This is a genomic window from Sphingomonas faeni (assembly GCF_023195535.1).
Lineage (GTDB): Bacteria > Pseudomonadota > Alphaproteobacteria > Sphingomonadales > Sphingomonadaceae > Sphingomonas > Sphingomonas faeni_B.
In genome coordinates this window covers 52,929-65,465 of the sequence record NZ_JALPNF010000004.1, presented here as the reverse complement: position 1 = coordinate 65,465, position 12,537 = coordinate 52,929, and the positions used below count along the sequence as shown (strand labels likewise).

Below are 12,537 nucleotides of genomic sequence, written 5' to 3'. Positions count from 1 at the left end.
TGATAAGCGCGGGCTCGCGGCGGTTGTTCCGCGCGCGAGCCCGAACCTTAGTCGAGGTTAGGACGAAGCCAGCGTTCCGCGGTCTTGAGGTCGGCGCCACGGCGAGCGGCATAATCCTCGAGCTGGTCGCGGCCGACGCGGGCGACGCCGAAATACTCGGCCTGCGGGTGGCCGAAATAGAAGCCCGAAACGGCCGCGGTCGGGAACATCGCGAAGCTCTCGGTCAGTTCGAGCCCGGTCGCGGCCGGCGCATCGAGCAGGTCGAACAGGATCGGCTTCAGGCTGTGGTCCGGGCAGGCGGGATAGCCCGGCGCCGGACGGATACCGCGATACTGTTCCTTGATCATCGCCTCGTTGGTGAGCTGCTCGCCCTCGGCATAGCCCCACAGGTCGGTGCGGACGTGCTTGTGCAGCCGTTCGGCGAACGCTTCGGCGAAGCGGTCGGCGAGCGCCTTCAGCAGGATGTCGTTGTAATCGTCATTGTCCGCCTTGAAGCGCGCGATGTGGTCGTCGATCCCGTGGATGCCGACCGCGAAGCCGCCGAACCAGTCGTCCTGCGTGTCGACGAAATCGGCGAGACACATGTTCGCGCGGCCCTCGCGCTTGGCGATCTGCTGGCGGAGCATGGGTAATCTATATTCCTCCCCGGCACGGGGAGGGGGACCATCCGCAGGATGGTGGAGGGGGGCCTCCGCGAGCGGGACGCTGTGTTGCACGCCCCCTCCACCGCTGCGCGGTCCCCCTCCCCGTGCCGGGGAGGATACAAGTACATCATCCCCTTCGCGCCGCGCCGGCCACAGCCCCGCAACCCCGCGCGGCGTCAGCCACTTCTCGGCGACGATCGTATCGAGCATCGCCTGCGCGTCCGCATATAGCGCGCTCGCGCTCTCGCCGACCACCTCGTCGGTCAGGATCGCCGGGAAATTCCCCGCCAGCTCCCACGCACGGAAGAACGGCGTCCAGTCGATATAGTCGCGCAGGTCGGACAGGTCCCAGTCCGAAAACACATGCACGCCAGGCTTCGCCGGCGCGGGCGGCTTGAGCGAAAAGTCCGCCACGAACTTGCGCTCCCGCGCGGTCGCCAGCGGCAGCAATTCGCTCTGCCCCTTGTTCGCGCGCGAGATCCGCACCGCTTCGTATTCGTCCGCGGTCTTCGTCACGAACTCGTCGCGGATCGTGTCCGACACCAAGGTCGACGCCACACCCACGGCCCGGCTCGCATCGAGCACATGCACCACCGGCCCGTCATACGCCGGCGCGATCCTGAGCGCGGTGTGGACCTTCGACGTCGTCGCGCCGCCGATCAGCAGCGGCATCGTCATCCCCGCCCGCTTCATCTCCTCGGCCACCGTTACCATCTCGTCGAGCGAGGGCGTGATCAGCCCGCTCAGCCCGATCATATCCGCATCGTTCTCGTTCGCGGCCTCCAGGATCTTCGACCACGGCACCATCACGCCGAGATCGACCACGTCGAAGCCGTTGCACTGCAGCACCACGCCGACGATGTTCTTGCCGATGTCATGCACGTCGCCCTTGACGGTCGCCATGATGATCTTGCCCTTGCCGCGCGCGCCGGGCTCCTTCGCCGCCTCGATATACGGCAGCAGATGCGCCACCGCCTTCTTCATCACGCGCGCCGATTTCACGACCTGCGGCAGGAACATTTTCCCGGAGCCGAACAGGTCGCCGACGACATTCATGCCGTCCATCAGCGGGCCTTCGATGACCTCGATTGGGCGGCCGCCCGCATCGGCGATGATCTGGCGCGCTTCCTCGGTATCCTCGACGACGTGGAGGTCGATGCCCTTGACCAGGGCATATTCGAGCCGCTTGTTCACCCCCAGCGAGCGCCATTCCGCCGCCGCCTTCTCCGCGACCACGTCGGTACCGCGATAGCGTTCGGCGAGCGCCACCAGCCGGTCGCCGGCCTCGGGATCGGTGTTGAGCACGACGTCCTCGACCGCCTTGCGCAGCTCGGGATCGATGTCGTCGTAGATGTCGAGCTGGCCGGCGTTGACGATCGCCATGTCCATGCCCGCGGGGATCGCATAATACAGGAACACGCTGTGCATCGCGCGACGGACCGGTTCGTTGCCGCGGAACGAGAAGCTGAAGTTCGACAGCCCGCCCGAGATATGGACATGCGGGCAGCGCGCCTTGATCTCCTTGCACGCCTTGATGAAGTCGACGCCGTAGTTGTTGTGCTCCTCGATCCCCGTCGCGACCGCGAACACGTTGGGATCGAAGATGATGTCCTCGGGCGGGAAGCCGATCCCGACGAGCAGCTTGTACGCGCGCTCGCAGATCTCGACCTTGCGGTCCTTGGTGTCCGCCTGCCCGACCTCGTCGAACGCCATCACGACCACCGCCGCGCCGTACGCCATGCACTTCTTGGCCTGCGCCAGGAACTGCTCCTCGCCTTCCTTCATGCTGATCGAATTGACGATCGGCTTGCCGCTGACGCACTTCAGCCCGGCCTCGATCACGCTCCATTTCGAGCTGTCGACCATGAACGGGATGCGCGCGATGTCGGGCTCGGCGGCGATCAGCTTGAGGAACGTCGTCATCGCGTGATGCGCGTCGAGCAACCCCTCGTCCATGTTGACATCGAGCACCTGCGCACCGCTCTCGACCTGCTGGCGCGCGACCTCGACCGCGGCGGGGTAATCGCCCGCCATGATCAGCTTCTTGAAACGCGCCGAGCCGGTGACGTTGGTGCGCTCGCCGATGTTGACGAAGGAGGAGGAGGAAGTCGTGGTCGTGGTCATCGCAATCCAAATTCCGTCACCCCAGCGGAAGCTGGGGTATCGTGGTGACAGGTCACTCCCTCACCACCGGGAGATCCCAGCTTTCGCTGGGATGACGTCAAATCTTAGGTCAGGCCGCCATCGTGAACGGTTCGAGGCCGGCGAGCTTGGTCCGCACCTCCGGCCGCGCAACCGCCCGTGGTTCAAGCCCGCGAACACCATCGGCCATCGCCTTGATATGCGCCGGCGTCGACCCGCAGCAGCCGCCGAGCACGTTGACCTGCTTGGCCACCGCCCACTCGCCGACCAGCCCAGCCGTCGTCTCCGGCTGCTCGTCATACTCGCCGAGTTCGTTGGGCAAGCCCGCGTTCGGATAGATCATGATCAACGTATCCGCGATCGCCGACAGCGTCTTCACATGCGGGCGCAGTTGCTCCGCCCCGAACGAGCAGTTGAGCCCGATCGTGATCGGCTTGGCATGCCGCACCGCGTGCCAGAACGCCTCGACGGTATGCCCGGACAGGTTACGCCCGCTGAGATCGGTCAGCGTCATCGACATCATGATCGGCACGTCGCGCCCCAGAGCCTCACCCGCCTCGATCGCCGCCATGATGCCGGCCTTGGCGTTGAGCGTATCGAACACCGTCTCGATCAGGATGAAGTCGACGCCGACCCCCTCGCCACCTTCGAGCAGCGCGTCGATCTGCTCGCGGTACACGCCCTTGAGGTAATCGAAGTCGATCTCGCGATAGCCGGGATCGTTGACGTCTGGCGACAACGACAGCGTCTTGTTGGTCGGCCCGATCGCGCCCGCCACGAACCGCGGGCGGCCGTCCTTCGCCTCGTATTCGGTGGCGAGCGCACGCGCGATCCGCGCGGACTCGACGTTGATCTCGCGCACCAGATGCTCGGCACCGTAATCGGCCTGCGAAATGACGTTCGCGCTGAACGTGTTGGTCGAGACGATGTCCGACCCGGCCTCCAGATATTCGCGCGTGATCGTCTCGGGCACTTCCGGCTTGGTGATCGCCAGGATGTCGTTGTTGCCCTTCTGGTCGTGGCTCAGGCCAAGCGATCCCGCATAGGCAGCCTCGTCGAGCTTCCAGTTCTGGATCTCGGTGCCGAACGCGCCATCGGTGATCAGGATGCGCTTGGCGGCTTCCGCGTTGAATCGTTCACGTGGTGTCATCGTACCTATCCCCGTCATCCCAGCGAAAGCTGGGATCTCGTGCCGCGAGGGCACGCTGTATTACCGTGAGACCCCAGCTTTCGCTGGGGTAACGGATTGTTCGTCAGGCCGCGGCGACCTTTGTCGCAGGTTTCGCGCGCACACCGAGCATGTGGCAGATCGCGTACGCCAGCTCCGCGCGGTTGAGCGTGTAGAAGTGGAAGTCCTTCACGCCCCCCGCATAGAGCCGCCGGCACATCTCGGCCGCGATCGTCGCCGCCACGAGCTGCCGCGCCGAAGGATGATCGTCGAGCCCCTCGAACAACCGGTCCATCCATGCCGGGATCTCGGCCCCGCACAGTCCCGCGAACTTCCGCGTCTGCGCAACGTTCGACACCGGCAGGATACCCGGCAGGATCTGCGCGGTGATCCCTGCGGCTGCAACCCGGTCGCGAAACCGGAAATACGCTTCGGGCGAGAAGAAGAACTGCGTGATCGCGCGGCTCGCACCGGCATCGATCTTGCGCTTCAGATTGTCGATATCCGCGTCGTGACCGCCCGATTCAGGATGGCATTCCGGATACGCCGCGACCGAAATCTCGAACGGGTGCAGCTTCCGCAACCCAGCAACCAAGGCCGCGGCATTCTCATACCCGCCCGGATGCGCCTGATATGGCTGGCCGAGCGTCGGCATGTCGCCACGCAACGCGACGATGTGGCGCACGCCTGCTGCCCAATATTCCTCGGCAACCTGGTCGATCTCGGCCTTGGTCGCCTCGACGCAGGTCAGGTGCGCCGCCGCGTTCATCGACGTCTCGCGCTGGATCCGCGCGACGGTCGCATGCGTCCGCTCGCGCGTCGATCCGCCCGCGCCGTAGGTGACCGACACGAAATCGGGGCCGAGCGGCTCCAGCGTGCGGATCGCCTCCCAGAGCTGCGCATCCATCTTGTCGCTTTTCGGCGGGAAGAATTCGAAGCTGATACCGACGTCGCCCGCCAGATCCGCGAACAGCGGTTCCTCGAGCGCGCGGCGCGCTTCGGTCGGGTTGGGGGCCAATTGGGAAATCGAAGAATTCGTCATGCCGCCTTCACCTCACGCAAGCTCGCGCCGATCTTTCGGCCGAGCCATAGTTTCACCGTCAACTCACCGCCCTCGAGCGTCTCCACGCGCGCCGTCTGCAAGCCCGCCGCCTCGAACCACGCCGCCATCTGATCGTCCGCGAAGCCGAGCCGCGTATGCGCATCGCGCACCCGCAATTCCTCGCGGTCGTGGCTGGCGAAATCGGCGATCAGCAAGCGACCGCCTGGCGCCAGTACCCGCGCGGCCTCGCTCACCGCAGCGCCCGGCTGCTGCGCGAAATGCAGCACATGGTGCAGGATAGCGACGTCCGCCGCCGCATCCGCCATCGGCAGCGCGTACAAATCCGCCTGCCGCAATTCCGCGTGGGTCATGTCGTGCAGCTTGGCGCGCGCCAGCCGCAGCATTTCCGAACTGCGATCGATCCCGAGCGCGACCGTAGCCCGCCCGCCGAACAGTTCGAGCATCCGCCCGGTGCCGGTCCCGATGTCGATCAGCGTCCCGATCGGCGCGTCACCCAGTACCGCGGCCATCGCCGTCTCGACCTCGCTGTCGGCGACATGCAGCGACCGGATCGCGTCCCACTCGTCGGCATGCCCCTCGAACCACGCCGCCGCCGAGGCCGCCCGGTCGGCGCGCACCGCGGCCAGACGCGCCGCATCCGCGACCGCCCAATGGTCCGGCTCGGCCTTTGCCCAGGCATCGAGCGCCGCCGCGACCGGCTCGACCGAAGCGGGCCTGCCCAGTGCCACGAACACCCAGCTGCCCTCCTTGCGACGCTCCGCTAGCCCGGCATCGCACAGGATCTTCACGTGGCGGGAGACACGCGGCTGGCTCTGCCCGAGCACCTGCGCGAGTTCGCCGACCGACAGCTCCATCCGCCGCAACAAAGCGAGCATCCGCAGCCGGGTCGCGTCCGCCAGTGCACGGAATATTTCGAGCGCCATCGTCATGACAGGTCATATAAAGATTTCTTTATATGAGGTCAACGCGGGCGTAAGCGTCTGCGACTTATCGCATCGTGTGCGATCGTGACGGATCGGAAACGCTCGACCGGCGTTCGATTGCGCTATGGGCCAGACGTTTGCTGGTCCACAAGGCGATGCCCGTCCGGGCCGAAGCCAATTTACGGGAGTAGATAGTATGAAGAAGTTCCTGATCCCCGCCCTGGCGCTCACCGCCGGTCTCGCCGCCTGCAGCAACAACGCGCAGGACCAGACCGCACAGGCCGCCAACGCGATCGCCGCCGACGCCAGCGCGACCACGGCCAACGCCGTCGACGACGTCAGCGCTGCCAGCGACCGCGCCCTCGGTTCGGCCGAGCGCTCGCTCGACAACGCCGGTGCGAAGCTCGACAACGCCACCGACAATCTCGACGTCAAGGCCGACCGCGCGGGTGACCGCATCGAAGCCGGTGCCGACCGCGCAGGCGCCTCGATCAGCAACGGTGCCGACCGCGCCGCCGACGCCACCGGCAACGCGCTGACCCGCGCCGGCAACGCAATCAAGGACTAAGCCTTGCCAAGGCGCCCCCACCTCCCCGTCATCCCAGCGGACGCTGGGACCTCCCGGTTAGGCTCACGACGACCTACACGGAGAGATACCAGCTTTCGCTGGCATGACGGTGTGATGGTGGGGGCGCTGTTTGCTGTTTCCACCCTCGCGGCCTGCTCACCGGCCAGCGAACCCGGCGCCGTCACCGCCGACGAAGCGCACCAGTTGAACGAAGCCGCCGCGATGCTCGATGCTAACAGCGTCGACCTGAACGCGATCGCTGCCGCTCCTGGCGATACAGAGCTACCCTCGAATCCCGAACTACTCTCGAATCCCGAACTACCCTCAAATCCCGAACTACCCTCGAATCAAAGCGATCAGACTCGATGACCCTTCGCCGCCTCGGCTCGACCGATCTGAAGATCGCCCCCCTCGTCCTCGGCGGCAACGTGTTCGGCTGGACCGCCGACCGCGCCGCCAGCTTCGCCGTGCTCGACGCGTTCGTCGCCGGTGGCGGCACGATGATCGACACTGCAGACGTGTATTCGGCGTGGGTCGACGGCCACAAGGGCGGCGAATCCGAGTCGATGATCGGCGAATGGCTGAAGGCCAGCGGCAAGCGCAACGACGTGCTGATCGCGACCAAGGTCGGCATGCTCCCCGGCGAAGGCGGCGAGAAGCTAGCCCCCGCGCGCATCGCCGCGGCCGCCGAAGCCTCGCTCAAGCGTCTCGGCACCGATCGCATCGATCTGTATTACGCACACCAGGACGACGACTCGCAGACGCAGGACGCCGTCCTCGAAGCGTTCGGTAAGCTGGTCGATGCGGGGAAAGTCCGCGTGATCGGCGCATCGAACTTCCACGCCGCCCGCCTCAAGTCCGCGGTCGAGGCCGCGAAAACGTCGGACCTGCCGCGCTATCATGTGCTTCAGCCCGAATATAACCTCGTCAGCAGGACCAAGTTCGAAGGCGAATTGCAGGATTACTGCGTCACCGAGAATATCGGCGTGCTGCCCTATTACGGCCTCGCCTCGGGCTTCCTGACCGGCAAATATCGCACCAAGGACGATCTCGGCCAGAGCGTCCGCGGCGGCCGCATGGGCGAACTGCTCGAGGGCAAGGGCAAGGCCGTGCTCGACGCGATGGACGCGGTCGTCGAAGCCACCGGGGCCACCCACGCGCAGGTCGCACTCGCCTGGCTGATCGCGCAGCCCGGCGTGACGGCACCGATCGCCAGCGCCACGAGCATGAAACAGATCGAGGACCTGCTGCCAGCGATGACGCTGGACCTGACCAAGGACCAGCTCGACGCCCTCACCGAAGCCGGCGCCTGACCCCACGATCCTCCCCCGCAAGGGGGAGGTGGCTGGCACTTGCCAGACGGAGGGGGAGGCAGGCGAAACGTCTGGCCCGTATCCTCCCCCTCCGTCACCTTCGGTGCCACCTCCCCCTTGCGGGGGAGGATTAGGACCGGGCGGCGGATCCTATTACGACCCCCAAGGGCTCGCCGTCTTCGGCACCGACACACCCGGCGTCTTCGCGGAAACGCCATCCAGCCCGGCCAGCGGCAACGCATCCGCCACATTCCCGCTCGCGACCGGCACCGACACCAATATCGCGATATCCGCCGCCGTCTCCGGATCGGTCAGCCGGTGGACGACATCGCGCACCGTCGCCACCTCCCAACCATCGTCATACGCGATTGCGATCTTGTGACCGACCGCCGGCAGCGCATCGAACGCGTAATCCTCCTGCCGATCTGCCGCAGCCCAGCTCGCGCCCATGAAAATCCGAACCAGCATCCGCGTACCTTCTCGTTTAGATCCGGCACCGCTCGGAGTGCCGGTTCGTTATTTAGCCAGCCCAAGTTGTTGCAGCATGAACGCCTGCCACTCGGAATTCTGGCGATAGCGCTCGAACCGGCCGGACTTGCCGCCATGCCCCGCCTCCATGTTCACCCGGAACAGCAGCGGGTTCGTGTCGGTCTTCAGTTCGCGGAGCTTGGCGACCCATTTGGTCGGCTCGTAATATTGGACCTGGCTGTCCCATAGCCCGGTGCCGACATACAGCGCCGGATACGCCTTCGCCTTGACGTTGTCGTACGGCGAATAGCTCAGCATGTAATCGTACGACGCCTTCTGCGCGGGGTTGCCCCATTCGTCATATTCGAACGTCGTCAGCGGGATGGACGCGTCGAGCATCGTCGTGACGACATCGACGAACGGCACCTGCGCGATGATCAGCTTGTAATCCGTCGGCGCCATGTTCGCGACGCCGCCCATCAGCAGCCCGCCCGCGCTGCCGCCCATCGCCGCGACGCGGTCCTTGGCGGCGTATTTCTGCGCGACGAGATAGCGGGTGACGTCGATGAAGTCGGTGAAGCTGTTCTTCTTGTTGAGCAGATGCCCGTCGTCATACCAGCCGCGGCCCATCTCCTGCCCGCCGCGGATATGCGCGATCGCGTAGACGACGCCGCGGTCGAGCAGGCCGATCCGGCCCGGGTCGACGGCGGGGTCGCTCGATATCCCATAGCTGCCATAGGCGTATTGGAAGAGCGGCGCGGTGCCGTCGCGCTTGGTGCCCTTGGCGTAGACCAGCGACACGGGAATCCGCGTGCCGTCTCGCGCGGGTGCCCAGACGCGTTCGGTGACGTATTTTGCGGGGTCGTAGCCCGGCACCGGCGCGACCTTCAGCACGCGCCGCTCGCCGGTCTTCGCGTTGACCTCGTAGGTCGTCGTCGGCGTGACGAGCGATCCATAGGTGTAGCGAACCCAAGGCGTCGCCGTCTCCTCATTGACGTCCAGCGACATCCGATAGGCAGGTTCGTCGGCGGTCACCGCTGTCGACTTGCCCGCATCGCTCAGCACCCGGATCATCCGGTTGCCGCCCTCGCGCTGGTCGATCGCGACGAACCCGTCGAACGGCTTGAACCCCTCGATGAAGACGGTGTCACTGGCGGGCGTGAGGTCGCGCCAAGCCGCCGTGCCCTTGGCCAGATCGGCGTCGGCAACGGTGACGAGCTTGTAGTTCTTCGCGTCCTTGTTGGTGCGGACGATCCAGCGATTACCGATATGATCCGCGCTATAGCGAAACTCGCGTGCCCGCGGTGCGACGATCGTGAAATTCGTCGGTGCAGCGGCCGGTGCGCAGCGTTGCTCGTCGCTGACCGTGCTGCCGACGCCAATGCAGACGAACTTGTCGTCGGACGTGCGCGAGACCTCCATCGAATAGGTGTCGTCCTTTTCTTCGTACAGCAACCGGTCGCTGGCGACGGGCGTGCCGAGGACGTGTGCCTTCACGCGGTAGCCGCGGAGCGTGACCGGGTCCTTCTCGACGTACAGCAACGTCTTGTTGTCGTCCGCCCAGACGACGTTCGGCTCGATGTTCGAGAGCGTGTCGGCGATCGTCGCGCCGGTCGTAAGGTCCTTCACCTTGAGCACATATTGCCGTCGCCCGACGGTGTCCTCGGCCCAGGCGACGCGGGCGTTGTCGGGGCTTACCGCCCAGTCGCTCAGCGCGAAGAAGCTGTGGCCCTTCGCCATCGCCGGCTCGTCGAACAGCGTTTCGGCGGGCGTGGTGCGGCTTCCCTTGCGGCGCTCGAGGATCGGGTAATCCGCGCCGGTCTGGAACCGCGAACCGTAATAATAGCCGTTCTTCGCATACGGCACCGAACTGTCGTCCTGCTTGATATGCGAAACGGTCTCTTCATACAGCTTGGCCTGAAGCGGCTTCAGCGACGCGAGTTGCGCATCGGCATAGGCGTTCTCCGCGGCGAGATAGGCGAGCATCTCGGGGTTCTTCCGCGTGTCGTCGCGCAGCCAGTAATAATCGTCCTCACGCGCGCCGTTGGGCGACGTCACCTGGAACGGCTTCTTCGCAACGCGCGGAGGCTGGACCTGCGCGACCGCCGCGGTCGAGACCAGCGCCACGCCGGCAAGCATCATGTACCGTATCGTCATTGTGCTGCTCCCTGCGCCGTTGCTGCTGCCGGCTTCCGATATCGATCGAACCAGGCAATGATCGCCGATGCCTTGGCCGCGGATTGTGACGGGCGGGCGGCGAGGCCACCGTGGCTCGCGCCCGGCACCTTCACCAGCGCTGTAGGGACGCCGCGGATCTGGAGCGCCGCATAATATTGCTCGGATTCGCTGACCGGCGTTCGGTAGTCGTCGCCCCCGACCACGACCAATGTCGGTGTCTTGACGTTGCCGACGATGCTCAGGGGCGAGCGGTTCCAATAGCTCATCGGATCCTCCCACGGCAGCTTGGTGAACCAGTAGCGCGAGGTGAACAGCGTGTTGTCCATCGTCAGCGCCTCGCTGATCCAGTTGATCACCGGCTTCTGCGTCGCGGCGGCCTTGAACCGGTCGGTCTTGCCGACGATCCACGCGGTCAACAGCCCGCCGCCCGATCCGCCGGTCACGAACAGATTGTCGGGATCGGCCGTGCCCTCCGCGATCGCCGCGTCGACCGAGGCGATCAGGTCGTCGTAATCGGCCGCCGGATAGGTCTTGTCGATCAGGTTCGCGAACTCGGCCCCGTAGGAGGTCGAACCGCGCGGGTTGGTCCACAGCACCGCATAGCCAGCCGCGGCGTAGAGCTGCATGTCGGTCGCGAAACCGGGGCCGTAAGCGGCGTTCGGACCGCCGTGGATCTCGAGGATCAGCGGCACGCGCTGCCCTGCGACACGGCCCGGCGGGGTGGCGAGCCATGCGTCGATCGGGCGACCATCGGGCGCGGTCACCGCGATCTTCCGGACCTGCGCGAGCGCCTTCGATCCGGTCAGCACGGCGTTGAGCGTCGTCAGCCGCCGCGGCTTACCGCCGGCCAGCACCCAGACGTCGGCAGGCGCGCTCGCATCGCCGCCGGTATAGGCGATCGTCCCGCCCTTCGAGACGGAGAACTCGCCGCCGGTATAGGGCCGGTCGAGCCCGCCGCCCGCGACATTGTCGATCAGCGGCGTGACGCGACCGTCGACGCCAATGCGCGCGACGCGGCGCTGGCCGTGGTCGTCATAGCTCGCATACAGGCTACGGCCATCGGCGGACCACACCGCGTCCTCGATTCCGCGGTCGAGTGTGGCGGTCAGCGAGCGGGGCGAGGCGGCATCGCGGTCGCCGACATAGAGTTGCGTGTTCTCATAGCTGCGGCGCTTGTCGTCGAAGCCGAGCCACGCGATCTTCGAGCCATCTGGCGACACGCGCGGCTGCGCATCGGGACCGTCACGCGTCGTCAGCGTCCGCAGCGTGCCGCTGGTGGCATCGACCGCGATCACGTCGGAGTTCATCACCTGCCGATCGGCGGCGGGCCCACGGATCGCCGCGAACACGATGCTGCGGCCGTCGGGCGTCCATGAAAGCGGGCCGCCATCGTCGAACTTGCCGTAGGTAAGCTGCCGAGCCGCGCCGCCGTCCGCGCCCACTACGAACAGATGGTCGTAGCCCGGCTTCACATAGCCCGGCCCGTCGTTGCGGTAGTTGACCCGGTCGATGATCGTCAGCGGCTCGGCCCATTTCGCGCCCTCGGGCTTGGGCGGCTGCGTGCCGAGCTTGGTCCCCTCGCCCGCTACCGTCGCGATATAGGCGAGCTTCGTCCCGTCCGGCGACCAGGCGAGCGCCTGCGGATCGCCGGGGAAGCTCGTCACGCGCGCGCTCTGCGCACCGCCGATCCAGCGGACGAACAGCTGCGATCCTTCGCCGTCGCGCGCGGCATAGGCGATCCTTGCCCCGTCCGGCGACCAGCGCGGGCTGCTGCCGTCGGTCGCGAACGGGGTCTGGCGACCACTCGCGACGTCGATCAGCCAGAGCGACGATTGCATCCTGTCGGTCATCACGTCGCCGGTGCGGCGGACATAGACGATCGTCTTGCCGTCCGGGCTGATCTGCGGATCGGCGGCGATCGTCAGGCCGAACAGGTCGCTCCCGGTGAAGCTGCGCGTCGGGCCATCGGTCATCGGCGCGGGTGTCGGCGCGGCCGGCTGTTGCTGGGCAGAGGCCGGCGTCGCCGCGAGCAGGAGTATAGCTAGGGTCAAGCGCAACGGGCGGCTCCTT

Annotated in this window: 10 protein-coding genes; 3 read left to right on the top strand and 7 right to left on the bottom strand. The window is 66.2% G+C overall.

The features are described 5' to 3' along the window. Nucleotides 1–47: 47 nt before the first annotated feature. From metH to SPHN_RS10130, 4 genes are all read right to left on the bottom strand, one after another. A complete protein-coding gene (gene metH / locus SPHN_RS10145; RefSeq protein WP_248523035.1) occupies nucleotides 48–2,768 on the bottom strand; it encodes a methionine synthase in 2,721 nt (906 codons plus the stop codon). Between the two features lie 109 nt (nucleotides 2,769–2,877). Then, entirely contained in the window at nucleotides 2,878–3,936 is a 1,059-nt protein-coding gene (locus SPHN_RS10140) for a homocysteine S-methyltransferase family protein (RefSeq protein WP_248523034.1), read from the bottom strand. Between the two features lie 103 nt (nucleotides 3,937–4,039). Further along, the gene (gene metF / locus SPHN_RS10135; RefSeq protein WP_248523033.1) at nucleotides 4,040–4,996 is read right to left on the bottom strand and encodes a methylenetetrahydrofolate reductase; all 957 of its coding nucleotides are present in this window, start codon (nucleotides 4,994–4,996) and stop codon (nucleotides 4,040–4,042) included. Beyond that, nucleotides 4,993–5,946, bottom strand: coding sequence for an ArsR/SmtB family transcription factor (locus tag SPHN_RS10130; protein WP_248523032.1), 954 nt, complete (start codon nucleotides 5,944–5,946; stop codon nucleotides 4,993–4,995). The genes metF and SPHN_RS10130 overlap by 4 nt, the downstream gene beginning before the upstream one ends. A 190-nt stretch (nucleotides 5,947–6,136) precedes the next feature. On the opposite strand from SPHN_RS10130, the gene SPHN_RS10125 reads away from it, so the two are divergent. The 3 genes from SPHN_RS10125 (at nucleotide 6,137) to SPHN_RS10115 (ending at nucleotide 7,821) form a co-directional block, all read left to right on the top strand. Then, nucleotides 6,137–6,508 carry a hypothetical protein gene (locus tag SPHN_RS10125; RefSeq protein ID WP_132739398.1) on the top strand — a complete coding sequence of 124 codons (372 nt, stop codon included), beginning with the start codon at nucleotides 6,137–6,139 and terminating at the stop codon, nucleotides 6,506–6,508. A 114-nt stretch (nucleotides 6,509–6,622) separates the two neighbouring features. Then, the gene (locus tag SPHN_RS10120; RefSeq protein ID WP_248523031.1) at nucleotides 6,623–6,877 is read left to right on the top strand and encodes a hypothetical protein; all 255 of its coding nucleotides are present in this window, start codon (nucleotides 6,623–6,625) and stop codon (nucleotides 6,875–6,877) included. After that, nucleotides 6,874–7,821, top strand: a complete 948-nt coding sequence (locus SPHN_RS10115; RefSeq protein WP_248523030.1) for an aldo/keto reductase — start codon at nucleotides 6,874–6,876, stop codon at nucleotides 7,819–7,821. The genes SPHN_RS10120 and SPHN_RS10115 overlap by 4 nt, the downstream gene beginning before the upstream one ends. A gap of 153 nt (nucleotides 7,822–7,974) precedes the next feature. Here SPHN_RS10115 and SPHN_RS10110 read toward each other — a convergent pair whose 3' ends face one another. Genes SPHN_RS10110 through SPHN_RS10100 form a run of 3 tightly spaced genes read right to left on the bottom strand, consistent with a single transcriptional unit; the run spans nucleotide 7,975 to nucleotide 12,524 of the window. Then, nucleotides 7,975–8,289: a hypothetical protein gene (locus tag SPHN_RS10110; protein ID WP_248523029.1), complete on the bottom strand. Its 315-nt coding sequence runs from the start codon at nucleotides 8,287–8,289 to the stop codon at nucleotides 7,975–7,977. Nucleotides 8,290–8,337: 48 nt separating this feature from the next. After that, complete coding sequence (locus tag SPHN_RS10105; RefSeq protein ID WP_248523028.1) at nucleotides 8,338–10,446, bottom strand: S9 family peptidase; 2,109 nt, start codon at nucleotides 10,444–10,446, stop codon at nucleotides 8,338–8,340. Continuing rightward, nucleotides 10,443–12,524 (bottom strand): prolyl oligopeptidase family serine peptidase, encoded by a 2,082-nt coding sequence (locus SPHN_RS10100; RefSeq protein WP_432715077.1) that lies wholly within the window; start codon nucleotides 12,522–12,524, stop codon nucleotides 10,443–10,445. Before SPHN_RS10100 ends, SPHN_RS10105 begins: the two co-directional genes overlap by 4 nt. Between the last annotated feature and the right edge of the window lie 13 nt (nucleotides 12,525–12,537).

Bases quoted from the DNA above. Each gene is read 5' to 3' on its own strand.
- metH (WP_248523035.1), bottom strand. From the start codon at position 2,768: ATGACCACGACCACGACTTCCTCCTCCTCCTTCGTCAACATCGGCGAG.
- SPHN_RS10140 (WP_248523034.1), bottom strand. From the start codon at position 3,936: ATGACACCACGTGAACGATTCAACGCGGAAGCCGCCAAGCGCATCCTG.
- metF (WP_248523033.1), bottom strand. From the start codon at position 4,996: ATGACGAATTCTTCGATTTCCCAATTGGCCCCCAACCCGACCGAAGCG.
- SPHN_RS10130 (WP_248523032.1), bottom strand. From the start codon at position 5,946: ATGACGATGGCGCTCGAAATATTCCGTGCACTGGCGGACGCGACCCGG.
- SPHN_RS10125 (WP_132739398.1), top strand. From the start codon at position 6,137: ATGAAGAAGTTCCTGATCCCCGCCCTGGCGCTCACCGCCGGTCTCGCC.
- SPHN_RS10120 (WP_248523031.1), top strand. From the start codon at position 6,623: ATGGTGGGGGCGCTGTTTGCTGTTTCCACCCTCGCGGCCTGCTCACCG.
- SPHN_RS10115 (WP_248523030.1), top strand. From the start codon at position 6,874: ATGACCCTTCGCCGCCTCGGCTCGACCGATCTGAAGATCGCCCCCCTC.
- SPHN_RS10110 (WP_248523029.1), bottom strand. From the start codon at position 8,289: ATGCTGGTTCGGATTTTCATGGGCGCGAGCTGGGCTGCGGCAGATCGG.
- SPHN_RS10105 (WP_248523028.1), bottom strand. From the start codon at position 10,446: ATGACGATACGGTACATGATGCTTGCCGGCGTGGCGCTGGTCTCGACC.